At 63.4% G+C, this 25465-nt stretch carries 25 protein-coding genes; 18 read left to right on the forward strand and 7 right to left on the reverse strand.

The genetic code is table 11. The features are described 5' to 3' along the window. Positions 1-8: 8 nt before the first annotated feature. Genes GN300_RS24970 through GN300_RS24980 form a run of 3 tightly spaced genes read right to left on the reverse strand, consistent with a single transcriptional unit; the run spans position 9 to position 2868 of the window. Entirely contained in the window at positions 9-605 is a 597-nt protein-coding gene (locus GN300_RS24970) for a CHAP domain-containing protein (RefSeq protein ID WP_063316431.1), read from the reverse strand. A gap of 17 nt (positions 606-622) precedes the next feature. After that, positions 623-2194 (reverse strand): MDR family MFS transporter, encoded by a 1572-nt coding sequence (locus GN300_RS24975; protein WP_003944867.1) that lies wholly within the window; start codon positions 2192-2194, stop codon positions 623-625. A 41-nt stretch (positions 2195-2235) separates the two neighbouring features. Continuing rightward, positions 2236-2868 (reverse strand): TetR/AcrR family transcriptional regulator, encoded by a 633-nt coding sequence (locus tag GN300_RS24980; protein ID WP_003944787.1) that lies wholly within the window; start codon positions 2866-2868, stop codon positions 2236-2238. A gap of 104 nt (positions 2869-2972) precedes the next feature. Between GN300_RS24980 and GN300_RS24985 the strand changes: the two genes are divergently transcribed. The 4 genes from GN300_RS24985 (at position 2973) to GN300_RS25000 (ending at position 6362) form a co-directional block, all read left to right on the forward strand. Beyond that, positions 2973-3326 carry a zinc ribbon domain-containing protein YjdM gene (locus GN300_RS24985; protein ID WP_164490578.1) on the forward strand — a complete coding sequence of 118 codons (354 nt, stop codon included), beginning with the start codon at positions 2973-2975 and terminating at the stop codon, positions 3324-3326. A gap of 89 nt (positions 3327-3415) precedes the next feature. Next, a complete protein-coding gene (locus tag GN300_RS24990; protein WP_063316430.1) occupies positions 3416-4459 on the forward strand; it encodes an ABC transporter substrate-binding protein in 1044 nt (347 codons plus the stop codon). Between the two features lie 51 nt (positions 4460-4510). Next, on the forward strand, positions 4511-4930 hold the full coding sequence (locus GN300_RS24995; RefSeq protein WP_007728052.1) for a DUF1622 domain-containing protein: 420 nt from the start codon (positions 4511-4513) through the stop codon (positions 4928-4930). Between the two features lie 31 nt (positions 4931-4961). Continuing rightward, positions 4962-6362 carry a DUF2252 domain-containing protein gene (locus GN300_RS25000; RefSeq protein WP_007728051.1) on the forward strand — a complete coding sequence of 467 codons (1401 nt, stop codon included), beginning with the start codon at positions 4962-4964 and terminating at the stop codon, positions 6360-6362. 4 nt (positions 6363-6366) lie between these two features. Here GN300_RS25000 and GN300_RS25005 read toward each other — a convergent pair whose 3' ends face one another. The 3 genes from GN300_RS25005 to GN300_RS25015 all read right to left on the reverse strand — a co-directional run bounded on the left by GN300_RS25005 (position 6367) and on the right by GN300_RS25015 (position 8713). Continuing rightward, positions 6367-7083 (reverse strand): hypothetical protein, encoded by a 717-nt coding sequence (locus GN300_RS25005; RefSeq protein WP_063316429.1) that lies wholly within the window; start codon positions 7081-7083, stop codon positions 6367-6369. A 2-nt stretch (positions 7084-7085) separates the two neighbouring features. After that, positions 7086-7715, reverse strand: a complete 630-nt coding sequence (locus GN300_RS25010) for a helix-turn-helix domain-containing protein (protein WP_007728048.1) — start codon at positions 7713-7715, stop codon at positions 7086-7088. 74 nt (positions 7716-7789) lie between these two features. Next, a complete protein-coding gene (locus GN300_RS25015) occupies positions 7790-8713 on the reverse strand; it encodes a neutral zinc metallopeptidase (RefSeq protein ID WP_003945028.1) in 924 nt (307 codons plus the stop codon). 163 nt (positions 8714-8876) lie between these two features. On the opposite strand from GN300_RS25015, the gene aspS reads away from it, so the two are divergent. The 3 genes from aspS to GN300_RS25030 all read left to right on the forward strand — a co-directional run bounded on the left by aspS (position 8877) and on the right by GN300_RS25030 (position 13042). After that, positions 8877-10685: an aspartate--tRNA ligase gene (gene aspS, locus GN300_RS25020; protein ID WP_050656336.1), complete on the forward strand. Its 1809-nt coding sequence runs from the start codon at positions 8877-8879 to the stop codon at positions 10683-10685. Positions 10686-10703: 18 nt separating this feature from the next. Further along, positions 10704-11669: a DUF389 domain-containing protein gene (locus tag GN300_RS25025; protein WP_042448764.1), complete on the forward strand. Its 966-nt coding sequence runs from the start codon at positions 10704-10706 to the stop codon at positions 11667-11669. 191 nt (positions 11670-11860) lie between these two features. Further along, a complete protein-coding gene (locus GN300_RS25030; RefSeq protein WP_042448767.1) occupies positions 11861-13042 on the forward strand; it encodes a kinase in 1182 nt (393 codons plus the stop codon). A gap of 71 nt (positions 13043-13113) precedes the next feature. Here the strand turns inward: GN300_RS25030 and GN300_RS25035 are convergent, their stop codons facing one another. Beyond that, a complete protein-coding gene (locus GN300_RS25035; protein ID WP_063316428.1) occupies positions 13114-13494 on the reverse strand; it encodes a nuclear transport factor 2 family protein in 381 nt (126 codons plus the stop codon). Between the two features lie 96 nt (positions 13495-13590). Here GN300_RS25035 and GN300_RS25040 point away from each other — a divergent pair, with 96 nt between their 5' ends. The 11 genes from GN300_RS25040 (at position 13591) to aroQ (ending at position 25462) form a co-directional block, all read left to right on the forward strand. Next, positions 13591-15030: a replication-associated recombination protein A gene (locus tag GN300_RS25040; protein WP_370852743.1), complete on the forward strand. Its 1440-nt coding sequence runs from the start codon at positions 13591-13593 to the stop codon at positions 15028-15030. A gap of 77 nt (positions 15031-15107) precedes the next feature. Further along, complete coding sequence (alaS, locus tag GN300_RS25045; RefSeq protein WP_063316427.1) at positions 15108-17780, forward strand: alanine--tRNA ligase; 2673 nt, start codon at positions 15108-15110, stop codon at positions 17778-17780. A 2-nt stretch (positions 17781-17782) separates the two neighbouring features. Further along, the gene (gene ruvX / locus GN300_RS25050) at positions 17783-18316 is read left to right on the forward strand and encodes a Holliday junction resolvase RuvX (protein ID WP_003944838.1); all 534 of its coding nucleotides are present in this window, start codon (positions 17783-17785) and stop codon (positions 18314-18316) included. After that, positions 18313-19623 carry an endolytic transglycosylase MltG gene (gene mltG, locus GN300_RS25055; RefSeq protein ID WP_063316426.1) on the forward strand — a complete coding sequence of 437 codons (1311 nt, stop codon included), beginning with the start codon at positions 18313-18315 and terminating at the stop codon, positions 19621-19623. Before ruvX ends, mltG begins: the two co-directional genes overlap by 4 nt. Further along, on the forward strand, positions 19613-20452 hold the full coding sequence (locus GN300_RS25060; protein ID WP_003944839.1) for a shikimate dehydrogenase: 840 nt from the start codon (positions 19613-19615) through the stop codon (positions 20450-20452). The genes mltG and GN300_RS25060 overlap by 11 nt, the downstream gene beginning before the upstream one ends. Positions 20453-20634: 182 nt before the next feature. Continuing rightward, positions 20635-21156 carry an A24 family peptidase gene (locus GN300_RS25065; RefSeq protein WP_233405699.1) on the forward strand — a complete coding sequence of 174 codons (522 nt, stop codon included), beginning with the start codon at positions 20635-20637 and terminating at the stop codon, positions 21154-21156. A 225-nt stretch (positions 21157-21381) separates the two neighbouring features. Further along, on the forward strand, positions 21382-22080 hold the full coding sequence (locus GN300_RS25070; protein ID WP_007728030.1) for a S1 family peptidase: 699 nt from the start codon (positions 21382-21384) through the stop codon (positions 22078-22080). Between the two features lie 111 nt (positions 22081-22191). After that, positions 22192-23379 (forward strand): chorismate synthase, encoded by a 1188-nt coding sequence (gene aroC / locus GN300_RS25075; RefSeq protein WP_063316721.1) that lies wholly within the window; start codon positions 22192-22194, stop codon positions 23377-23379. Between the two features lie 13 nt (positions 23380-23392). After that, entirely contained in the window at positions 23393-23902 is a 510-nt protein-coding gene (locus GN300_RS25080) for a shikimate kinase (protein ID WP_030536425.1), read from the forward strand. Between the two features lie 25 nt (positions 23903-23927). Further along, the gene (gene aroB / locus GN300_RS25085; protein ID WP_003944873.1) at positions 23928-25037 is read left to right on the forward strand and encodes a 3-dehydroquinate synthase; all 1110 of its coding nucleotides are present in this window, start codon (positions 23928-23930) and stop codon (positions 25035-25037) included. Then, positions 25034-25462, forward strand: coding sequence for a type II 3-dehydroquinate dehydratase (aroQ, locus tag GN300_RS25090; protein WP_063316424.1), 429 nt, complete (start codon positions 25034-25036; stop codon positions 25460-25462). Before aroB ends, aroQ begins: the two co-directional genes overlap by 4 nt. Positions 25463-25465 lie beyond the last annotated feature (3 nt).

Genomic DNA, 25465 nt, shown 5'->3' on the forward strand with positions numbered 1-25465 from the left:
GCTCGGGCTCAGATGACGCCGAACCCGACGATCCCCGGGACTTCCGACGGGACGATGCGATGGAGCATGACCTTGTTGTTCTCGTTGCCGCCGACGGTCGTCAGAGTGCCGGCGTCGTTGACCAGAACGACGTTGACGTGTTGGCCGAAGGGGCTCGAGTCGCCGTACAGGATCGTGTCGCCGACCTTGGGTTGGTAGTCCTGACCGTAGGGGACAAACGCGTCGACGGACTCGTAATACTCCTGCAGCGTGTACACCCCGGGGATGCGCCACGACCCTGAGTTGGGGTTCGAGAACGGCGTGCCGATCTGGTTCATCGACCAGCTCACGAAATCGGCACACCACGATTCTTCGACACCCTCGGCGTATTTGGTGCCGGGACTCCCTGACTCCCACTCCTGCTCGAGGACGCCCAGTAGCGCACTCTGCTGAGCGCTGAGAATGCTGTGGTCGACGGCCGGGAACGAATCGAGATTCTCGCCGGCAAGAGCGTCGTCGCCGCGCGCGAACCACCACAGTGCGCCGGCGACAACTACGACCACCGCAACGCCGAATACGCCCAGAACAGCGAGAGTGCGTCTGGGCGTATTCGGTGGGTGCGACATCACGCCACGATAGTCAATTACTCGAGCGGGGGCGCCGAGCGATCGATCGTCGTCGCGAGTGGCTTCTCCTTGACGAAGAGCAACAACACGACCGCCGCGATGACCAAGGGGACGAGGTACAGGAAGATCGGCGCCAGCGCGTCGTTGTATGCACCGACGATGATCTCGCGAACCTGGCTCGGCAACTTCCAGAGGATTCCCGGGGTCAAGGAGTTCTCGTCACCACCGACCGCGCCGCCATTCGCCGGGAGTCGCTCGGCCAGGAGATTGGTCAGACGCGAGGCGAACAGGCTGCCCACGATCGCGCTGCCCAACGACGCACCGATCTGGCGGAAGAAGTTGTTCGACGCGGTGGCCGTTCCCACTTCGGCCGCGGGGAAGGTGTTCTGCACGATCAAGATCAAGATCTGCATGACGAGGCCGAGTCCGATACCCATGAGTGCGATGTAGCAACCGAAGACCAGCAGTGAGGTCGACGGCGTCAGACGTGAGAGCAGGACCAGAGCAACAGCGACGATGGATGTTCCGACGATGGGGAAGATCTTGTAGCGGCCGGTCTTGCTGACCAGCTGGCCGGACCCGATGGAGGCGACGAGCAGGCCCGCCATCATGGGAATCATCATCAATCCAGCTTCGGTGGCGTTCTTGCCTGTCACCATTTGGATGTAGGTCGGCAGGTAGGCGAGCGCACCGAACATGGCGATTCCGATGATCAGGCCGGCGACGGTGGTCAACACGAAGTTGCGCTGAGCGAACAGGTGCATCGGAATCACCGGTTCGTCGGCACGCTTCTCGACGAAGACAAAAGCCACTGCCGTCACGACGCAGCCGACGATCAACCCGATGATGACGGCCGATCCCCAGGCGTAGGTGTTTCCACCCCAGGTCGTGAACAGGATCAGACACGTCGCTGCCGTCGCGACGAGAACCATGCCCAGATAGTCGATGCGAGGCTTGCCGAGGTTCGGCTTCCGCAGGTGCAGAAATGCCATCGCGCTCGCGATGGCGAGTAGGCCTAGGGGGATGTTGATCCAGAAGGCCCAACGCCAACCGATGCCCTCGGTGAACCAGCCGCCGAGTAGGGGACCGGCAACCGAAGCCAGTGCGAACACCCCGCCCATCGCACCCATGTACCGGCCGCGTTGCCTGGCGGGGACGACGTCGGCGATGATCGCCTGGGACAGCAGGATCAATCCGCCGCCGCCGAGTCCCTGCACGGCTCGACCAGCGATGAGTGTGGTCATGTCGTGGGACAGACCGCCGATCACCGAACCGACGATGAAAATGCTGATGGCGCCGATGAAGAGGCCCTTGCGGCCGATCAGGTCACCGAGTTTTCCGTACACCGGCATCATGACGGTCGAGGCGAGGATGTATGCCGTCGTCACCCAGACCATGTGGTTGACGCCGTTCAATTCGCCCACGATGGTGGGCAAAGCGGTACTGAAGATCATCTGGTCGAGCGAAGCCAGAAGCATCGTGATCATCAGCCCGACAAAAACGAGGATGATCGACCGTTTGTCCGGCGAGGCCTCGGTGTCGGTATGCGTGCCGTCGGGCTCGACGGTCGCAGCTTCTCGAGTGGACATGTAGTTCCTTAGTTGAGTGACGGCGGGTGCGAGAGTGTGGATCAGCTCTCGGACCTCAGTATTCGAGCCATCAGGAGTAGTGCCGGATCGAGCAAATCTGTTCTGGGGCTTGCCCGTTCACTGTTCTGCCATTTTCGGAAGACGTAACGCATCGCGGCGCCTGCGGTGATGACCGTTGCTGTGGCTTCGTCGGCAGCGGCTGTGTCCGAGTGCAGGCGGCGATACTCGGTTCTGTTCGACAACTCCCGCGTGAGGATCCGGGTGAGCGTGTCTTCAAGATCGTGGAAGGTGGCCAGATGTTGTTGCAACAGCGTGGGATGACGCTCGAACAATTCGCGTCGATGCGCGAGCAGATCGGGTCGCTCGTCGACGATTTGCATCGCCGCCTCGAATACCGCGAGAGCGCCGCGCAGCGGATCGTCCGGGTGCTCGCCGATGAGCGTGAGCATGGTCGTCTCACTTGGCACGACGAGCATGAGCCCACCGATCGCTGCGTCCTTGGTGGGGAAGTAGTTGAAGAACGTGCGGGTCGACAGATTGCAGGCTTCGCAGATTTTCTCGACGGTCACTTCGTCATAGCCCAGGTCGAGAACGAGTTCGACGGCGGTGTGCTCGATCAGCTGCCTCGTCGCAATTCGTTTTCGTTCGCGCAATCCGAGAGTTTCGGTTCCCATTTCATCCATAATTGCACAGAGTGCAAAGTTTCATCGAATGCAATATTTCGCCCAAGAATGCCTCATGAAATGCAAAAATGGGGATCGGGTGCCTGGTGGATAGGATGAACCGCGTGGAAGACACCTTGCCCCCTTGCCCTGAATGCGCCGGCGAATACACCTACGAGATGGGCGCGTTGATGGTCTGCCCGTCCTGCGCGCACGAGTGGGCGCCGACCGATAGTGCCGGCGAGGACCTGGGTGTAGTGAAAGATGCCGTAGGCAACATTCTTGCGGACGGCGACACGGTGACGGTCGTCAAGACGCTCAAGGTGAAGGGCAGTCCGACCGGCATCAAGTCAGGTACGAAAGTTCGCAACATCCGCCTTGTTCAGGGTGTTGGTGACCACGACATCGACTGCAAGGTCGACGGCATCGGACCGATGCAATTGAAGTCGAGCGTCGTCAAGAAGGTGTGACCGGACAGCGATAGTTGTCGGCTCGAAATCCTGTTCAGTTTCGACGGTTCGATAGCCACAATCGAGGTGATTCTCGACCGCTCGAACGAATGGACCGAACTGTGCCGAACTCGATCTGCCTGGCGCCCGCACTCGATAACACCACACTCGATACAGAGGAGCAGTGGAAACGCATCGTCGATGCGCTGACGCGCAGGGGTTTCCTCGGCGCCGGGCTCGGTGCCGCGGCCGCGACCTTGCTGGCAGCGTGCAGCAGTGACGAAAATGGCTTGGAGTCAGGCGGTCTCGTCACGGTGCAGGACGAGACGGGCAGTGTCGAGATCCCTTCGGATCCGCAGCGAATGGTCATCGCCCATGTCAGCGCCATGGCGACGGTGCTCGACCTCGGTGTGCCGCCGGAGAAGATCGTCGGCGGCTTCTTCGGTCTCGAGGGTGTGAGCGGTGACGCGGTGTTGCGCACGATGCCGGAGGCTGCGAACATCCCGAACCTCGGCACGGCGGGGACGTGGAACAAGGAAGCGATCATCGGCGCGTCGCCGGATCTGATCGTCATGCTCCTGACCGCCGGAAATGCTTATGCGGCAAAGTCCTACGACGAACTCTCCGCGACTGGTGTTCCAGTATTCGCCGGCTTCAACGGGTACCTCACGTGGGACGAGATGAAGAAATTGGTCACCTCGATGGGCGTCGCGGTCCGACGCGAAGACGCGGCGGCCGAATTGAACGCGCGAACGGAAGACCGCCTCCTGGCAATCAAGGATCGACTCTCCGCCCTCGGTTCGTTGCCGTCGGTGACCCTCCTCCGCACCGGCGAGAACGGTGTCGTCTACAACCAGGTCGACGCTCTTCTCGACGCCCTCGGTTTCCCCGGCGAACGAGCTACATCGGAGGAGTTCACGCGCACACTCACAGCGGAGCAACTCGATCAGGTGACCAGCGACGTGATCATCGTGGGCGCATTCCAGGACCAGCAGGACGTCCGCGCGCAGTTGGCGATGAACCCGCTCTGGGAGCGTCTTCCCGCTGTCCGCTCGGGGAACGTCCATTACGTCGACGACAGCCTGTGGGGCTCGGGCTATTCTCCCCGCGCGACCGAGCTGCGACTCGACGACATCGAGCGGATCTTCAGCTGACGCCGTCGTGTCACCTCGACTTATCGGTGCATTACCTCGAGAATCATGACCATGGACAAAATCAGGTTCTTCGAGCTGGTCACCGAATGGTTCGAGGTACTCGGTGTTGTCGCCATGGTTCTCGGGTTCGTGTTCGCATTCGTGATCGCGGGGCGCGCATGGAGTCGAACGCGGGACGGTAGTTCGGCGTTTCGTACTCTGCGCGAGACCATGGGCGCGGTCATCCTTCTCGGCCTCGAGATCCTTGTCGCCGCTGATCTGGTGAAGACGGTGACGTCGTCGCCGTCGCTGACAGACGCCGCAGTTCTGGGCATGATCGTTCTTATTAGGACCGTGCTGAGCCTGTCGATTCAGATTGAGATCGACGGGGTACTTCCGTGGCGCAAGGCGTTGGTGTCAAGTCCGGAACTCCTGGTACGCGCAGCGCGCGGATCAGGAGGCCGCACGACGCCCGACGCGTCGAGTTCGTAGCGATAGCCGTTGCGAGTGAAAGGTCGGGCAGATGACAGCAGTGCGTACCGAGCATCTCACGGTCGACGAAAGGCGGGCGCGCGGCCGTCAGGCGCGTAGAGATACGCCATTGGCCGCGCTCGCGGATCTGGCAGAGAGTGACCGTGATCCGATATCACTGCTCGAATTGCAGGCGAAGTCGCGGGTACAGGACCTGGTGCCCATCCGATACGGGCGGATGTCGGCATCGCGGTTCTCGTTCTTCCGCGGCGCTGCTCTGGTGATGGCCGACGATTTGTCACGCAGTCCGGATTCGGGTCTTGCCAGCCAACTCTGCGGCGACGCGCACCTGAGCAACTTCGGTATCTATGCGACGCCCGAGCGAAAGCTCGCGTTCGACATCAACGACTTCGACGAAACGTACCCGGGACCGTTCGAATGGGACGTGAAACGACTGGCCGCAAGTTTGGTGATCGCCGCAAAGGACAACGGATTTTCGGGCAAGGAGCGGAAGAAGATCGTTCGCGGATGCGCGGCCGAGTATCGGGAAACCATGATCACCCAGGCAGGATTGGGAAATCTTGCAGTCTGGTACTCGCACATCGCACCCGAGGACGGGCTCGAGGCTCTCCAGATCGACCTGAAGAAGCGCATGCTTGCTCGCACACAAGCGACGCTGGACAAGGCTCGTCGCCGCGACAGTGTGCAGGCGGCAGGCAAGTTCACCGAAATCGTCGACGGCCGGCGGCAATTCATCAGTGATCCGCCGCTGATCGTGCCCGCAAACGAGTTGTTCGCAGGGACCGATCTCACGCAGATCGAGGAGTTGCTACGTCAGCGCGTTCGGTCGTATCGGAGCACGCTGCAGTGGGACCGTCGGGTGTTGCTCGAAAGCTTCGAGATGACGCACATTGCGCGGAAGGTTGTCGGTGTCGGGAGCGTCGGAACACGCGCATGGATGATCCTCATGAAAGGAGTCGACGACGACGATCCGTTGATCCTGCAGGTCAAGGAAGCTCAACCCTCGGTATTGTCCGGCTACGTCGATGGTCCGACCTTCAAGAACGAAGGGGAACGCGTCGTCAACGGGCAACGCTTGATGCAAGCGACAAGCGACATCTTTCTCGGCTGGGAACGAGGGCCGGGGCTCGACGAGGGTGAGCACGATTTCTACATTCGTCAACTGCGTGACGGTAAAGGGTCGGCAGTCATCGAAGAGATGGTGCCGCAGGGGCTGGAACTCTACGGGCGCCTGTGCGCCAGGGTCCTTGCCTACGCACACGCTCGCTCGTCCGATCGGATAGCGATCGCCGAATATCTCGGTGACGGAACCGAATTCGATTTCGCGATCGGGGAGTTCGCGGCTGCCTACGCCAAGCGCAATGCTCGCGATCACGCCGCTCTGCTGACCGCGATCGACGACGGTCGCGTGTCAGCAGAGCGGGGAGTGTGACGACTCAGGCGAACGCGCCGTCGAGCCAGCCCTGCCACGCTGCCGTTGCTGATCCACCGTCAGCACCCTCTGCGAAGAGGTGATGGGCCGCGTCGACGGTGCCGCCGAAAGCATTTCGGCCGTAGAACCGCAGCAATGCGTCCTGGGTGCGCAAGCCGATGAACCAGTCGTTGATGTAGTCGACAATCGCGTCGACGGTTCCGATTCCGGGGACTTCCACCGACGCGGAGTCACCGACAGCGGCGCCCGAGGTGATTCCGAGGGCGCTGCGAAGCGTTCCCATCGCTTGCGGCGCGGAAGAGGATTCCGGGCCTTCAGCCGAGACATAGGTGGTGGGCCTGCCGGCGAAGTACCGCACGTACTGGCCGAGACTGTGCAGGTAGAAGTCCGTGTGCTTGCTCGCGCCGTCGTACTGGTTGTCCCAGTCATCGGCAAACACTCCGGCGTGGACGTAGCGGACAACGGCGGTGCTCTCGTCGCGGGCCTCGACGACGTATTCGAGGTTGTTGAACCAGCCGTCGGGGCCTTGCATGTGGATGGCGAGTTCGCGGGGTGGCTCCCAGGTCGCGATGATCGGGCTGTCCGGGCGGCTGCCGTCGGCGGGGATCTCGAGAGGGGAGGGGAACATCCAGCCGGCCGTTTCGGCCGAGATGGCGGCCCAGATCTGCTCGGGGGTTCCTGGGACGACCACCTCGCGGCGGATTTCGAATTTCTCGGACATTGCTACTTCTCCGTTTCGGGCGCGTCGATCGCTTGGGTTGTGATGGTTTGGGGTGTGGTGAGGCTGGGATGCAGGGCGACAACGAGGCGGTGTTTGCGTCCGCCTTCGGAATTGCCGTCGTGATACTTGGCGACGAGTGAGTTGATCGACTCGCCGAGTTCGCCGGCGAAGGCGGCACGGTCGGCCGCCGTGGCAAAGGTGATGTCGCTGTCGATGGCAAAGGACGCCAACGGTTTTCCGGCTGCAGTTGCTCCGGCGATCAGTTCGCCGACCTCTCGGACGATCCGCGCTGCGAGACTGACGAGCCAGCGCGCCGAGAGTTGATCGGGGAACCGGCCCGGGTCCGGGGCGAGCGCCGACATGGCGGCAGGGGATATGACGTACGACGCGGCACTGGCCTGCATGATTCGCTCGGTCATGTTGCCGCGCTTGCGTTCCTCGACGAGCTCGACAAGTCCGTGGTCTTCGAGAGTGCGCAGGTGGTAGTTCACCTTCTGGCGTGTCAGCCCGATCCGGGGCGCCAGCGAGGATGCCGATCCCGGCACCGCCAATTCGGCCAGAATCCGTTGCCGAATCGGATCGAGCGACGCCTCGGCAGCTCCGGGGCGATCGATGACTGCTACGTCCAACATGAGAAAACCATCCCACCGACAACTAAATCTGTCAAGACAGAAAAAATTGTCGGTGGGATGGTTTCGGAGATTCGCTATCGCTTGAGGTCGGGCGGGTTGTTCAGATCCCGCGCCGAGTACGTGTCACACGACGAAATCTGGCCGGTCTGGTATCCGGTCATGAACCACGCCTGACGCTGTGCGGAGGAGCCGTGTGTCCAACCTTCAGGGTTGACCCGACCGGTCGTGGACTTTTGGATACGGTCGTCGCCCACCGACGAGGCGGCGGACAACGCGTCGCGAATGTCGTCTTTTGACAAGGGCTTCAGGAACGGTTGACCGGTCGCCTGATCGGGAATCGTGTCCGCAAAATGTGCCCAGACGCCTGCGTAGCAATCGGCCTGGAGTTCGGTGCGAACCGCACCCGACTGCTCACCCTGCGGGTCGGCCTGCGCGCGGCCGATGTCGCCGAGCTGATTCTGGATGTGATGTCCGAACTCGTGCGCGACCACGTACTCCTGTGCGAGCGGTCCGGCGCTGGAACCGAAACGGTCGACGAGTAGTTGGAAGAAACTCGTGTCGAAGTACGCAGTCTGGTCGGCCGGGCAGTAGAACGGACCGACGTCACTAGACGCCTGGCCGCAACCGGTGTTGACCGAACCGCTGAACAGAATGACTTCGGGTCGCACGTACGCCGTGCCGGTCTGCTTGACCAACTGCTGTTCCCAAACGTCGTCGAGGCTTCCGACGGTCAGTGTGACGCGGCAGTTCACATCGGCGTTTGCCTGAGCGCCGGTGCACTCGTCGACCGACGACAGTCCGGTCGACGAACTCGAAGTCTCGGTAGACGTACCCAGGAGTGAGCCGGGGTCACCGCCGAACAACAGCGCCAGGATCAGAACGATAATGCCGCCCGCGCCACCGCCGATCGCGATTTTGCCGCCGCGGCCACCGCCACCCCCGCCGCCTTGAACCTGAACGCGTCCCGCTTCGCCGCGGGCCCCCTCGTTGAAGGTCATCTATGTCCGCTTTCTGCTGTCGTGAACAAGTGCTTGCCGTCACTTCTGGAGATAGCTTCGCATGCGATGCGGGTCCGCGTTTCCGCTCTGTGCAGTTCGCTCCGTAGGATCGCAGGCAAAGTAGTCGGTCGTCGGTTATTGGAAGTAGTTCGAAAGGAATCCCGTGCTGCGCACACATCTCGCCGGTTCATTGCGACCCGAGCAGGCAGAGCAGACCGTAACGCTCACCGGTTGGGTAGCCAGGCGTCGTGATCACGGCGGAGTGATCTTCATCGATCTCCGTGATGCATCCGGAGTTGCGCAGGTAGTTTTCCGGGCAGGTGACGTGGCCGAGCAGGCGCACCGTCTGCGCGCGGAATACTGCGTTCGCGTGACCGGAACGGTCGAGGTTCGCCCCGAGGGCAACCAGAACTTCGAGATCCCCACCGGAGCGATCGAGGTCAACGCCACAGAACTCGAGGTTCTCAACGAAAGCGCACCGCTGCCGTTCCAGCTCGACGATCAGGTCGGCGAAGAAGCGCGCCTCAAGTACCGCTACCTCGACCTGCGTCGTGAAGGCCCCGGCTCCGCAATTCGCTTGCGCTCCAAGGTAAGTGCTGCAGCGCGCGGCGTTCTCGCGCATCACGAGTTCGTCGAGGTCGAGACTCCGACGCTCACGCGCTCGACGCCCGAGGGTGCCCGTGACTTCCTGGTGCCGTCGCGCCTTCAGCCCGGTAGCTTCTACGCACTGCCGCAGAGCCCGCAGCTGTTCAAGCAGCTCCTCATGGTCGGCGGCATCGAGCGCTACTACCAGATCGCACGTTGCTACCGCGACGAGGATTTCCGCGCCGATCGCCAGCCCGAGTTCACTCAGCTCGACATCGAGATGGCTTTCGTCAACCAGGACGACATCATCCTGCTCGCCGAGGAAATCCTGACGGCGCTCTGGAAGCTCGTCGGCCACGAGATCAAGACGCCGATCGACCGCATGACCTACACCGAGGCAATGCGTCGTTACGGCAGCGACAAGCCGGACCTGCGTTTCGACATCGAACTCGTCGAGTGCATGGACTTCTTCAAGGACACGACGTTCCGCGTGTTCCAGGCGGAGTACGTCGGCGCCGTCGTGATGCCAGGCGGTGCAAGCCAGCCGCGCAAGCAACTCGACGCCTGGCAGGAATGGGCCAAGCAGCGTGGGGCCAAGGGTCTGGCGTACGTGTTGGTCGGTGAAGACGGCACTCTCGGTGGACCTGTTGCCAAGAACCTGACCGACGCCGAGCGTGAGGGCCTGGCCGCCCACGTCGGAGCTCAGCCGGGAGACTGCGTCTTCTTCGCAGCTGGTGCAACGAAGCCGATGCGCGCCCTCCTCGGCGCTGCCCGTGGTGAGATCGCCCGCAAGAAGGACCTCATCGATCCTGACGCGTGGGCCTTCGTGTGGATCGTCGACGCTCCGATGTTCGAGCCGACCGCCGACGCCACTGCATCCGGTGACGTCGCTCTCGGCCACTCCGCGTGGACCGCCGTGCACCACGCGTTCACGTCGCCGAAGCCGGAGTTCTTCGACACGTTCGACACCGATCCGGATTCCGCTCTCGCCTACGCGTACGACATCGTCTGCAACGGCAACGAGATCGGCGGCGGCAGTATTCGTATCCACCGCAAGGACATTCAGGAACGAGTGTTCAAGGTGATGGGTATCTCCGAGGACGAGGCTCAGGAGCAGTTCGGCTTCCTCCTCGACGCCTTCGCCTTCGGTGCGCCGCCGCACGGCGGAATCGCATTCGGCTGGGACCGCATCACCGCGCTCCTCGCCGGCATGGATTCCATCCGTGAGGTCATCGCGTTCCCGAAGTCCGGCGGCGGCGTCGACCCGCTGACGGATGCTCCGGCACCGATCTCGGCTCAGCAGCGCAAGGAATCGGGTATCGACGCGAAGCCCGAGAAGAAGTCAGAGGACAAGAAGTCCGAAGGCGACACCGGCGAAGCCAAGTAGAGCCGACACCGGATCGCCATGCTGCATTTGCGGGTGATCTGCCCGACCGAGCGCACCGAGCAAGTTCTCGGTGCGCTCGCGTCGCAGCGGGGCGCGACACACATCGTCGTGATGCGCGACGTCGCGGTTCATCCTGCCGGCGACATGGTGGAGGCCGACGTCGCCCGTGAGGCGGCAAACGACGTCGTCGATGCCCTGAACGAACTCGGCGTCGCCGAGGACGGCGGAATGACGCTCGTACCGGTCGAGACGGTGTTGTCGGCGTCGGCGCGCAAAGCCGAGCGTGACGTGCCTGGTGATCCCGCGGATTCCGTCGTGTGGGAGGAATTGCTGTCCCGCACTCGCGAAGAGTCGACTCTCAACGGATTGTTCGTCGCGTTCCTGACCATTGCGTGTCTGCTGGCCGCGATCGGCGTCGTCACCGACTCTCAGATCACGATCGTCGGCGCCATGGTCGTCGGTCCGGAGTTCGGTCCGCTGGCTGCTTTGGCAGTCGCACTCGTACGGCGAGATCGACGGTTGCGTCGACGTTCGATTCTCGCGCTTGCCGTCGGATTCCCCATCGCGATGGGCGTGACGCTTGCCGCAACGTTCGTGGTGAAGTTCTTCGGATGGATGGACGTCGTCAGTCTCGAGTCACTCCACGAGGTCGATTTCGTATACAAGGTCGGGCCCATTTCGTTTGTCGTCGCGCTTCTTGCCGGTGCGGCTGGGATGCTGGCACTCGTCTCGTCGAAGTCCGCTGCCTTGGTCGGGGTGTTCATCTCTGTCACCACGGTTCCTGCCGCCGGTTTCGCGGTGGTTGCGGCAGCAAACGGAGAATGGCGGATCGCCGGGTTGTCGTCTCTGCAACTGGCTGTCAACCTGCTTGGGATCGTCACTGCCTGCGTGCTTGTTCTCTGGCTCAGAACCCGGGCCGACGAGGAATTCGAAGCAGCGTTGAAAGGCATTTCTCGATTTGTCGACGAGGACAAAACTCCATGACGTCGCCGGTTCGGAGTTCTGCTCACCGACAGCAAAATTCTCGAGAGAACTGTGTGCCGGTGTGGCGATTGGGGACTTTTGTCATCACCGCAGGTAGTCGGCAATTTCTGATGCTGTGAGGCCTTGAATTCTCCGCTGCGAGCGGACGAGCTGGGCATGATCGGAGTCACTAACGGGTAAGTTGGTCGGTGATGACCGCATTACTGGCAGACCCCGTTTCCGAAGTCGTCGCAGCTGCTGAGCAGTTGCTGACACGCCGCACAGGGGCACCCGTAACCCTGGTGGATCCCGTAGATCTCGGGGGGAGTGGCCGCACCGTCGTGCTGCGCGTTCGCGTCGCCGAGAACCCGTTCTCCCTGCCCCGAACTTTGGTGATCAAGCAGGTCCGCGACAACTTCCAGGGAGCTACCAAAACAGCGATTGCGCTCCCGGCCGCGTCCGAAGGTGACTTCGACGTCGAGACCGCATTCCTTCGTGAAGCGGTGTCTTATCAGTTCGCCAACGCGCTTGCCAAGGACGCGCGCCCCGGCGCCGAACTGTTGGCGTCCGACCTCGATGCTCGCCTCCTGATCCTGAGTGATCTCGGCGACGCCACCGCAATCAGCGTCCGACTCGAAGACTCCGACCCGGACACCGTCACTTACACGTTGATGGCCATGGCTCAGGCAATGGGACGCATGCACGCCGCGACCGTCGGCCGTGAGGACGACTTCACCGCGCTTCTGCGTCGAGCCGAGGTTGCGCATTGTTCCGACGAAGTGGCGGATCAGGTGGGACGTGCCGTGGCCGGTGTTCCCGCGATGCTGGTGGAAAGTCTCGGCATCGATGTGAGTTCGGACATTCTCGAGCAGGTTCAGCATGCGCAGACACTGTTCAGCGGTGGCCGGTTCCGTGCCTTCAGTCCGTCGGACCTGTGCCCCGACAACATCATCGTCAACGACGACGGCGTGCAGTTCCTCGACTACGAGTGGGGTGGCTACCGCGATGCCCTCCTCGACATCACCTACGCGTTGGTGTCTTTCCCCGGTTGCCTGTGCAACATCGACCTGACCGAAGAGCGGGCGTCGGCGATGGTCGATGCCTGGCGGGCCGAGGTGGTGGGGATGTGGCCCGCCCTGGCCGACGAGGCCGAATTGGGGCGCAGGATCGTCGAGGCCCAACTCATCTGGGTCTGGCTCAGTACCTATCTGTACCTGCCCGAGGATCATTCGCGTATCGCCGCCGTCCGCGAACATTATCTCTCGATTCCACGCGCCGACGCACTGGTCGGACGCTGGGCCAGGCTCGCACGCTCGGCTCAGCTCGCCGGCAACGACGCCGTCGAGGCACACGCCCGCGACGTCGTGGCGGCGCTGCGGACCGAGTTCAGCTGAGGCCCTGACCTATCACACACAGAAGGGCGCCCGTGCACGAAGCACGAGCGCCCTTTCTCGGTCGAGTCCGCTCAGTTGTCGGAGACCAGATCGTTCTCGGACAGGTCCGTCGCCGCGAGCGCCGTCGCCAGATCGGGATGCCGGAACGTCGACGTCACCTGGTCGGCCACGACTCGGAAAGCAGAGGCCAGGGTCGCGGACTTGTCCGGTTCGGCCGCCCACGTTGCGCTCTGTTCGACGACGACCACGCCGTGGTGGACGTACATCTTTCCGGGGACGAGCGTGATGCCGGCGTTGGTGGCCCACTCGCGCAGGGCAGCGAGTCCCTGGCTCGCGCCCTTGGGGCCGCCTACCTCGATGTCGTCACTCGACAACTGCAGCAGAGTGTCGACGTCTTGGGAGTTGAGTGCATCGTGCCACGCGAGGACGGTGGCGATCTCGGAGGTGCTCATGGCGACAACGCTATCCAATGCGGATTCACGACTGGGTGAGGGCTGGCGGAACAGCGGATTGTGTCGGGCGTCGGTGGTCTCTAGTAGCGTCGATTCGTGAGCGATTGGCAAGCGGAAGACAGTGTGGGGGCGAAAGACGGCGTGGTGGCGGAAGACGGCCTGTTCGAGGCAACTCCGGAGGAATCCGCGATCGTCGACGAACCAGATGTCGTGTCTGTAGCCGAGCGCGCCCTGTCCTCGGTGCCGCCCGGTGCTCCTCTGGCTGTCCGCATGCGTCCGCTCACTCTTGGTGAAGTTGTCGGCCAACAGCACTTACTCGGGCCCGGCGCGCCACTCCGCAGAATGGTCGAGGGGTCCGGCGCCGCATCGGTACTTCTGTACGGACCTCCCGGCACCGGCAAGACCACGCTCGCATCGTTGATCTCGGGTGCTACCGGCCGCCGGTTCGAGGCTCTGTCGGCTCTGTCCGCCGGAGTCAAAGAAGTCCGCGGTGTCATCGAACTCGCGCGCCGCCGCCTGCTGAACGGCGAACAAACCGTCTTGTTCATCGACGAAGTTCATCGCTTCTCCAAGACCCAGCAGGACGCCTTGCTCGCCGCGGTCGAGAACCGCATCGTGCTCTTGGTCGGCGCGACCACCGAGAACCCGTCGTTCTCGGTCGTCTCCGCTCTGTTGTCGCGCTCGTTGGTCCTGCAACTGCAATCGCTCACCGCTGCGGATGTCCAGGAACTGCTCGAGCGCGCTGTCGCCGACGAACGCGGGTTCGGCGGAGCGATCACGATCGACGACGACGCGATGGAACACCTCGTTCGTCTGGCGGCCGGCGACGCCCGCCGAGCCCTGACGGCACTCGAGGCTGCCGCCGGAGCTGCACTGGACACGGCCGGTGACGCTTCGGGCCCGGTGGTGCTCGACCTCGCGACCGTCGAGGCCAGTGTCGACAAGGCCGCGGTTCGGTACGACCGTGCCGGAGATCAGCACTACGACGTCATCAGTGCATTCATCAAGAGCATTCGTGGATCAGACGTCGACGCCGCCCTGCACTACCTCGCACGGATGCTGACCGCGGGCGAAGACCCTCGCTTCATCGCACGGCGTCTGGTGGTTCACGCCAGCGAAGACATCGGCATGGCTGATCCGATGGCGCTGCAGACTGCCACCGCCGCGGCGCAGGCAGTGCAGCTGATCGGTATGCCGGAGGCTCGTCTGGCGCTGGCACAGGCCACCATTCATCTGGCGACGGCTCCCAAATCGGGTGCGGTCATCGCCGCACTCGGCGCGGCCATGGCCGACGTGGCCGCCGGAAAATCCGGACTGGTACCGCCGCACCTGCGTGACGGGCACTACAAGGGCGCCGAGCAATTGGGCAACGCAGTCGGATACAAGTACCCGCACGACACACGTGATGGTGTTCTGCGGCAACAGTATCCACCGGACGATCTGGTGGGTGTCGACTATTACCAGCCCACCGCGCACGGCAACGAGCGGGAGATCGCCGATCGGGTGAGCAAACTTCGCCGAATAGTTCGTGGCTGACGCCTGCCAGGTTCCACCGGCCGACGCGTTAGTCTGGACACCCATAGCTCGACGCTCTTGAAGGTAAGGACCGGTTAGTGCAAACCCACGAGATCCGCAGGCGATTCCTCGACCACTTCGTCAAGGCCGGCCACACCGAGGTGCCCAGCGCCTCGCTGATTCTCGACGACCCGAACCTTCTGTTCGTCAACGCGGGCATGGTTCCGTTCGTGCCGTTCTTCCTCGGGCAGCAGACGCCGTCCTACTCACGGGCGACGTCCGTGCAGAAGTGCGTCCGCACCCTGGACATCGAAGAGGTCGGCATCACCACCCGCCACAACACCTTCTTCCAGATGGCGGGCAACTTCTCCTTCGGTGACTACTTCAAGAAGGAAGCCATCTCCCACGCCTGGCAGTTGCTGACAGGTTCGGTCGAGGACGGCGGATACGGCATCGATCCCACGCGCCTGTGGGCCACCGTCTACCTCGACGACGACGAAGCGTTCTCGATCTGGCGCGACGAGGTAGGAGTGCCCGAAGAGCGCATCCAGCGCCGCGGCATGAAGGACAACTACTGGTCCATGGGCATTCCCGGGCCGTGCGGTCCCTGCTCGGAGATCTTCTACGACCGCGGCGCCGAATACGGCGTCGAGGGTGGCCCCGAAGCCGACGAGGATCGCTACATCGAGATATGGAACCTCGTGTTCATGCAGAACGAGCGCGGCGAGGGCACCAACAAGGGCGACTACCCGATCCTCGGACCGTTGCCGAAGAAGAACATCGACACCGGCATGGGCGTCGAGCGCGTTGCGTTCCTCCTGCAGGGCGTCGAAAACGTCTACGAGACAGATCTTCTCCGCCCCGTCATCGACAAGGCCGCCGAACTGACCGGCAGTGTCTACGGGACCGACCACACTTCAGACGTCCGTTTCCGCGTCATCGCCGACCACGCACGCACCGCAGCGATGTTGATCGCCGACGGTGTGAACCCCGGCAACTACGGCCGCGGCTACGTCCTGCGCCGGTTGCTGCGTCGCATCGTGCGTTCGGCCAAACTGCTCGGCAGCGAGCAGCCCACCATGCGCGAGTTCATGGTCGTCGTCCGCGACACGATGGCGCCGTCGTACCCGGTTTTGGAAACCGACTTCACGCGCATCGAGAACGTTGCCGTCGGCGAGGAGACCGCGTTCCTCAAGACGCTGGCTTCGGGTTCTGCTCTGTTCGAGAATGCTGCCGAGACGGTCAAGTCGTCCGGAAAGTCGGTCATCGCCGGCGATCAGGCATTTGCACTGCACGACACCTACGGCTTCCCGATCGATCTCACGCTCGAGATGGCGTCCGAGGCCGGTCTCACCGTGGACGAGGACGGCTTCCGCGCGCTCATGGCCGAGCAGCGCAAGCGCGCCAAGGACGACGCTCAAGCGCGCAAGCACGCCCATGCCGACCTCACGGTCTACAAGGAACTGCTCGACCGAGGAGCCACCGAGTTCACCGGTTTCGACGAGCTCGTCTCCGAGGCTCACGTCCTCGCACTGATCGTCGACGGCGTCCGTGTCCCGGTCGCGAAGGCCGGTCAGAACGTCGAGGTCATCCTCGACCGAAGCCCTCTCTACGCAGAGTCCGGTGGACAGATCGCCGACATCGGTTCGCTCACCGCTCCGGGCCTCGAAGCCAAGGTCAACGATGTGCAGAAGATCGCCAAGAAAGTCTGGACGCACAAGGTGACGGTGCAGAAGGGTGAGATCACCGAGGGCGACGTCGTGCTCGCGCACGTCGACGCCGAGTGGCGCAAGGGTGCAACCCAGGGGCACTCCGGTACCCACATGGTGCACGCGGCGCTGCGTCAGGTGCTCGGCCCCAACGCCGTTCAGGCGGGCTCGCTCAACAAGCCGGGTTACCTCCGCTTCGACTTCTCGTGGCAGGGCGCGCTGTCCGACTCCCAGAAGCAGGACATCGAGGCACTCACCAACGAAGCCGTGGCGTCGAACTACGCGGTCAACACATTTGTCACGGATCTCGACAAGGCCAAGGCGATGGGTGCGATGGCACTCTTCGGTGAGAACTACGGCGACGAGGTTCGTGTCGTCGAAATCGGCGGCCCGTTCTCGATGGAACTGTGCGGTGGCACTCACGTCGGAAGCTCCGCACAGATCGGTCAGGTAACGCTGCTCGGTGAGCAGTCGGTCGGCTCCGGAATCCGACGCGTCGAGGCGTACGTCGGTTTGGACTCCTACCGCTACCTCGCCAAGGAACGCGCGCTCCTGGCCGGACTCTCCTCCTCGCTGAAGGTTCCTTCGGAAGAGGTGCCCGCCCGCGTCGAGGCGCTCGTCGAGCGACTCAAGGTGGCCGAGAAGGAACTCGAGCAGACCAAGGCCAAGGCTGTGCTGGCGTCGGCAGGCGAGTACGTCGCCAAGGCCAAGCGCATCGGCAGTGTCCTCGTCATCGCCGAGCCTGCTCCCGCCGGAGTCGGCGGAAACGACCTGCGCAGCCTCGTCACGGACATCAAGGGTCGCCTCGGCTCCGAACCTGCCGTCGTAGCTCTGCTCGGTGATGTCGACGGCAAGGTTCCGTTCGTGGTCGCCTCGAGCAAGGCAGCTCAAGGTCTCGGTGTGAAGGCCGGTGAGCTGGTCGCGTCGTTCGGTCCCAAGATCGGTGGCCGCGGCGGCGGAAAGCCCGACATGGCCCAGGGTTCGGGTTCGGACTCCGCAGGAATCCCGGCGGCGCTCGATGCGATCCGGGACAGAGTCGGAGAGCTGGCGGGCGGCAGCTGACGGTGGTGGCTACGCAGCAGGGTCCCGATCGCCCCGGCATCGACGACCCTGGTCGCGGGCGGCGCATCGCCATCGACGTGGGCAGTGTTCGCATCGGCGTCGCGTCCAGCGACCCCGACGGCATCCTCGCGACACCGGTGGAAACGGTTCCACGCTCGAAGGAGCGTGGGCCCGACGCGCCGGATATCCGGCGCATTATCGCCATCGTGTCCGAATACGAGGCCGTTGAGGTTATCGTCGGACTGCCACAGACGCTGCGCGGTGAGCAAGGTAAAGCCGCCGGTATCGCGACTGCATTCGCCAAACGACTGCAGCGGGCCGTCGAACCGATTCCGGTGAGACTGTCCGACGAACGACTGACGACCGTCACGGCTGCGCGCAATCTCCGCGAAAGTGGAGTCAAGGCACGCGGCCAGCGACCGATGATCGATCAGGCTGCGGCGGTGGAAATCCTGCAAGGCTGGCTGGACGAGCGGAGTAGAGCTGTGAAACCAGGGGAGTCGTCGAAGGACGCTGCACTGGAGGGCGATCTGTGAACGCGCGGTGGGATGAGGGCGGCGGAAGCCGGCCCACCAGTTCGTTCGACTTCGACAACGACGAGACCATGGTCATGCGTGCACTGCCGCAGAACATCGATCCGCCGCATATGTCGCGAGCCGAGGCACGCAAGCAACGCGAAGCGCGCAACAAGCGCGCCAAGCGTGGCAAGAAGGTCGGCGTTCTCGCCCTGCTGGTGTTGGTGATCGCAGTCCTCGGTGTCGGTGCATACGGCGCTCTCTGGTACATGGATCGCAACAAGACCGCGGAGGATTTTGCCGGCCCCGGCGGCGCACCCGTGGTCATCCAGATCAACAGTGGAGAAACTGCATCGGAGATCGGTGCGACGCTCGAGGCGAAAAACGTCGTCGCGAGTTCCGCTGCTTTCTACAACGCGGCGATCGCCAATCCGTCGGAGATCCAGAAGGTGCAACCCGGCTTCTACCAGGTGCCGGTGCAGAGTAGCGCCGCGAGCGCACTCGACACCTTGGTTGCCCCGGACTCCCGAGTCGGCAGTGTTGTCATCGCCGAGGGGCGTCAGCTGCACGACAGTTCGGACGCGCAGACGGGCTCACTCAAGAAGGGCATCTACAACCTCATTTCCGAGGCGAGTTGTGTAGGCCCGGTTTCCGCTCAGAAATGTGTCTCGACAGACGAATTGAACACTGCGGGAGCATCTTCCGATCTGGCTTCGCTCGGCGTGCCCGAATGGGCGATGTCGTCGGTCAAGAGCGTGCCGGACAAGGACCGTCAGCTCGAAGGCCTGATCGCCGCCAGCAGTTGGGATTTCGATCCCACTGCGACGCCCACCGAGATCCTGCGGTCGTTGGTCGAGGGTAGCGCCGCCAAGTACGAGGCCACGGGAATTCTGACAGCCGGCAGCGGGGTCGGAATGTCTCCGTACCAGTTGTTGGTGGCAGCGTCGCTGGTCGAGCGTGAGGCGTTGCCCGCTGACATGGCCAAGGTCGCGCGGGTGATCGTCAACCGACTCGCAGTCGATCAGCCTCTGCAGTTCGACTCCACGGTCAACTACTCACTCGACACCACCGAGGTCGCAACCACGGATGCCGACCGTGAGCGCGTCACGCCGTGGAACACGTACGCAATGCCGGGTCTGCCTGCAACGCCCATCGCTGCGCCGAGCATCGACGCGCTGAAGGCCGTGGAATCGCCGGCGGCCGGTGACTGGTTGTACTTCGTCACGATCAACAAGGAAGGCCAGACGCTCTTCACCAAGAGCTACGAGGAGCATTTGGCCAACATCGAACTGGCACAGCAAAGTGGGATTCTCGACAGTGGACGGTAGTACCGCGACTTCGCTCGCGACGCCACGTAAGGCGGCAGTTCTCGGAAGCCCGATCGCTCACTCGAAGTCCCCGTTGCTGCATCTTGCGGCGTACGCGGCTTTGGGGCTGAGCGATTGGACCTACGAGCGGATCGAATGCACCGGCGAGCAGTTGCCTGCCCTCGTCGACTCACTCGGCCCCGAATGGATCGGCCTCTCGGTGACGATGCCGGGCAAGATCGCAGCACTCGAATATGCCACCGAACGCACACCGCGAGCGGTGACCATCGGCTCGGCCAACACCCTGGTTCGCATCGACGGCGGTTGGCGTGCCGACTGCACGGACGTCGACGGAGTCAGCGGTGCGTTGATCGCCGGCGGTGTCGGCGATCTCAGCGGCACTTCGGCGGTAGTTGTCGGCGCGGGCGGCACCGCGCGGCCGGCATTGGTCGCGTTGGCCGACATGGGAGTTCGGACGGTCACCGTGGTCGCGCGTGATCCGGGGCGCGCATCCGGTGCCATCGAATGCGGCGGTGCTGTCGGGTTGGACATTGATCTGGTCGCCTTCGACGACGCACGGCTAGGAGGGATCTGCGCCGAATCCTCGGTCTTGGTCAGTACCGTTCCCGCGGAAGCGGCAGCGCCCTTTGCCCAGCAATTGGGGAAGGCGCGATTTGTCCTCGACGCGATCTACAACCCCTGGCCGACGCCACTTGCTTCGGTTGTCGAGGCGGCCGATGGCACGGTGATCGGTGGCCTCGAGATGTTGCTCAATCAGGCCTTCGGGCAGGTAGAGCAGTTCACGGGCAAGCCCGCTCCGCGAGAGGCGATGGCAGCCGCTATCGCTTAGGTCTGTTCACAGTGTCGAGGTAGTCCACAAGACGATTCGTAGTCTGCCGCTGGTGAACGCCAGACGCCAAGCTCGAAACCATGTGGACGTTGATGGTCTTGGCAGGCTCGGGGGTAGTCGCTGGCTTCGGAGCTCGGGCGATCGTCGACAATTGGTTGCGGCGACACGGTTATCGACCAGTCGTGACTTTCTGTTGTGTGCCGCAGTGCGCCGTCGCAACAGGCTGGGTTGTCGTCGGTGCGCTGAATACCTCGGTGGTGCAGTTATTTTCCGGTCTCGCCGTGGTGTGGTGGTGCGTCGCGATCTCGACTGTCGACCTGGCTGTGCGTCGGCTGCCCAACAGTTTCACGCTGCCGGGCTACGCCGTCGTGATGGTCTACGCGACGGTGTCGGGAACGGTGTGGGTGGCGGTGGTGGGGTCGGCACTGCTCGCCGGAATCCACCTCCTGGCGCACGTGATGTCGCCTGGTTCCATGGGCGTCGGCGATGTGAAGCTCTCGCTTCCTCTGGGCGCCGTGACCGGATTGGTGGGAGCGGACGCCTGGCTGTGGTCGTTGGTGTCTGCGTCGGTGCTCACCGCAACGCTGGGCACCGCGCTCGAACTGCGAAGACAAGGGCCGGTAGCCCATAATTCGCCCATTGCGCACGGACCCTCGATGTGCCTGGCAGCCTGCGGTTCGATTGCGTTTGCCTGGCTGACGTGACGAGTGCAACATCCGCGAGAAGTCTGGCGTTATTGACCGTTCAACGACGGACGGTGAACTGCAGGAAAGACGTAACCGTCGGTTTCATAAATGCGGGTATTGCCAGCGCGCGGTCCCAGTATGCGGCGAGTCGGACTTGCCGAATGTCCACACCCTGACGTTCACTGAGGTTTCGGAAATGGGACAAAACGAATCTCGTTTCGCACTCGATTATCGGGGGAACCTATGCGCACAAGGCTTTTCGTCGCTGCGGCAGCCTGTTTGGCGGCTGTGGCTGCAGGAGCGGGCGTCGCCGGCGCCGCGCCTGCACCTTCATCGGTGGCACTGGGCGGGGGCTCAGGAATCCTGCTGCCGGACGTGGATCACTCCGATCCTGACCGAGTTGCAGCATGCACGTTGACCGCGGTCGGCTACGACAACGCCGGTTCTCTCGTGGCACTCACCGCCGGACACTGCGGAGTTGTCGGGGACCGGGTGTTCGCCGAGTACCTGCCCGAGGCCGGACCCATCGGTCGGTTCTCTTACTCGAGCCCGGTCTCGGACATCGCCGTGATCGATCTCGACGACGCCAAGGTAGCTCCGCTGCGTACCGTCGGCGGCACGACGATCAACGGAATCGGCGCCCCGCCGGCACCGGGCACGATCGTGTGCAAGGAAGGCCGTTCGACCGGCAACACGTGCGGTATCACCTGGGGCTACGACTCCGTCTACGGTGAGATCGTCGAGCACACGTGCTCGATTCCCGGTGATTCCGGTGGACCGCTCGTCGTCGGTGACCGCCTGGTGGGCTTGATCAGCAACGGCTACCCGCCGTACTGCTTCGAGCCGCTTCCGCCGCCGTTCCACGCTCCCGACAACTCGGCGGACATCAACATCGGTTTGGCTGACATCAACGCAAACGGTGGAGGATTCCGCCTGTTCTAGACCCACAGGTACCTCTGAGATGGCCCACACGCCTCGTGCGTGTGGGCCATCTGTGTTCACCGGGAGGACCACTGTGACAACTGAGGTCTGCGACGTGGAAAGATGGTCGGCGTGCTGCGTTGGATAACTGCCGGAGAATCCCATGGTCCCGCCCTCGTCGCGATGCTCGAGGGCATGGTCGCGGGGGTCGAAGTGACCTCTGAGGCCATCTCGTCCGAACTTGCCCGTCGTCGACTCGGTTACGGCCGTGGCGCACGGATGAAGTTCGAGGCCGACAAGGTCACCATCATCGGCGGTGTCCGCCACGGATTTACGCTCGGTGGCCCCGTGGCCATCGAGATCGGCAACACCGAGTGGCCCAAGTGGGAAACCATCATGTCCGCCGACCCGGTCGACCCGGACCTGCTCGCCGATCAGGCTCGCAATGCCCCGTTGACGCGCCCGCGTCCCGGACACGCCGATTACAGCGGCATGCTCAAGTACGGCTTCAACGACGCGCGTCCCGTCCTCGAGCGCGCCAGCGCTCGCGAGACCGCGGCCCGCGTAGCCGCTGGAACCGTCGCACGGTCCTTCCTGCGTCAAGTATTCGGTGCCGAGGTCGTTTCACACGTTATTTCCATCGGTGCTTCCGAGCCGTACGTCGGCCCCGTGCCGGCGGGCAAGGATCTCGACGCGATCGATGCGAGCCCGGTCCGCGCATTCGACAAGGCTGCAGAAGAGTCGATGATCGCCGAAATCGAATCGGCGAAGAAGGACGGCGACACCCTCGGTGGCGTCGTGGAGGTCGTCATCCACGGCCTGCCGGTCGGACTCGGCACCTTCGTCAGCGGCGCCGAGCGTCTCGATTCACGACTTGCTGCTGCTCTCATGGGAATTCAGGCCATCAAGGGCGTTGAGGTCGGTGACGGCTTCGAGACCGCGCGACGTCGTGGCAGCGAAGCTCACGACGAAATCCGCCCGGGCCCGGACGGCATCGTGCGCTCCACGAACCGCGCAGGCGGAATCGAAGGTGGCATGACCAATGGTGAGGCTCTTCGAGTTCGCGCCGCGATGAAGCCGATCTCGACGGTTCCGCGCGCTCTGGCGACGGTCGACATGGAGAGCGGCGAGGAAGCGGTTGCCATCCACCAGCGCAGCGACGTGTGCGCGGTTCCGGCCGCCGGCGTCGTCGCCGAGTCGATGGTCGCGCTTGTCGTGGCTCAGGCTGCACTCGAAAAGTTCGGTGGTGATTCCATTGCTGAAACCACTGCCAACTACCGTCGTTACGCCGAGGGCATCGCAGCCCGACCGCCTCGATAGGACTCACGTATCGATGAAGCCGAAGGCTGTACTCATCGGTCCGCCCGGTGCCGGCAAATCGACCATCGGTCGACGTCTCGCGCAGGCACTCGAACTCGAATTGGTCGATACCGACGCCGAGATCGAACGGACCACGGGTAGGACGATCCCGGAGATCTTCACCCATGACGGAGAGCCTCGGTTTCGTGAGATCGAGGAATCGGTGGTTCGCGAAGCGTTGCAGGCCACCGACGGAATCGTCTCGCTCGGCGGTGGTGCGATCCTCTCCGATCGCACGCGCGAACTGCTCCAGGGGCACACGGTCATCTACCTCGAGATCAGTGTCGCCGAAGGGCTTCGCCGCACGGGGGCGAACAATCATCGCCCGCTGCTGGCCGGCGGAGATCCCAAGGTCAAGTACCAGGAGTTGATGAGGCGTCGTCGTCCGCTGTACCGGCGTTCGGCCACGATTCGGATTCGGACCGACGGCCGAAGTCCGGCGCGTGTCGTCGGGCAACTGGTGTCGAAACTTCAAGACAAATGAACAACCGGAGCGGAGTAGTGGAGCAGTGACCGAACCCGTACGTGTAGAGGTGAAGACCGCAAGTCCTTACCCGGTCGTGATCGGCCGCGGCCTGCTCGGTGATCTCGTTGCCGAGTTCGACGGCGCGCGCACTGTCGCGATCTTCCATCAGCCGCCGCTGGCAGAGACCGCGGAGGCCGTACGGGCTGCGTTGGCGGAGAAGGGAATCGACGCCCACCGTATCGAGATCCCCGATGCCGAGGACGGCAAGGATCTTGCTGTGGCGGGCTTCTGCTGGGACGTGCTCGGCCGGATCGGCCTGACTCGCAGCGACGCGATCATGAGTTTGGGCGGGGGAGCGGCGACCGACCTCACCGGCTTCGTCGCGGCTACGTGGATGCGCGGTGTCAAGGTAGTTCACGTCCCCACCACCTTGCTCGCGATGGTCGACGCAGCAGTGGGCGGCAAGACCGGTATCAACACCGAAGCGGGCAAGAACCTCGTCGGTTCGTTCCACGAGCCGGGAGCGGTGTTCATCGATCTCGCGACGCTCGAGACTGTGCCGCACAACGAGATCGTTGCCGGCATGGCCGAGGTCATCAAGACCGGATTCATCGCCGACCCGGTGATCCTGGATCTCATCGAAGCCGATCCCAAGGCAGCTCTCGATCCGTCGGGAACTGTTCTGCCCGAGTTGATTCGGCGCTCCGTAGAGGTCAAGGCCAAGGTCGTGGCCGCGGATCTGCGCGAGTCGGATCTGCGCGAAATCCTCAACTACGGCCACACCCTCGGCCACGCGATCGAACGTCGTGAGCGCTACAAGTGGCGCCACGGTGCCGCTGTCTCCGTCGGCCTGGTCTTCGCTGCCGAACTCGGACGGCTCGCGGGCCGACTCGACGACGCCACCGCGGATCGTCACAAGTCGATCCTCGATCTCGTCGGGCTGCCGACGTCGTACGACGGTGATGCGTTCGGCGATCTGATGAAGGGAATGCAGACCGACAAGAAGAACCGTGCCGGGCTGCTGCGTTTCGTGGTCCTCGACGGACTGGCCAAGCCGGGTCGCCTCGAGGGGCCGGATCCGAGTCTGCTGGTTGCGGCGTACTCCGCGATTGCCCGCGATGCGCGGCCGGCCGGCGGAACGGTCCTGCTGTGAGGATCAACGTCGTCAACGGACCCAATCTGGGGCGTCTGGGTAAGCGTCAGCCCGAGGTCTACGGCGCGACCACACACGACGATCTGATCGAATTGTGCGTCGCGGCAGGCAAGGAGCTCGGTGTCGAGGTGATCGTCCGTCAGAGCGATCACGAAGGCGATCTGCTCGGTTGGATCCACGACGCGGCGGACGCGGGGGAACCGGTGATCCTCAATGCCGGTGGCTTGACGCACACGTCGGTGGTCCTGCGAGATGCATGCGCCGAACTGACCGCAGGTCTCGTCGAGGTACACATCTCGAACGTTCATGCGCGAGAAGAGTTTCGGCACCACTCCTACCTGAGTCCGATTGTGACCGGAGTGATCGTCGGACTCGGCGTCGCCGCGTATCCGCTGGCGATCAGGTTCCTCGCCGAGCGAGGCTGAACG

The organism is Rhodococcus sp. Ni2 (genome assembly GCF_021352185.1).
Lineage (GTDB): Bacteria > Actinomycetota > Actinomycetes > Mycobacteriales > Mycobacteriaceae > Rhodococcus_F > Rhodococcus_F qingshengii.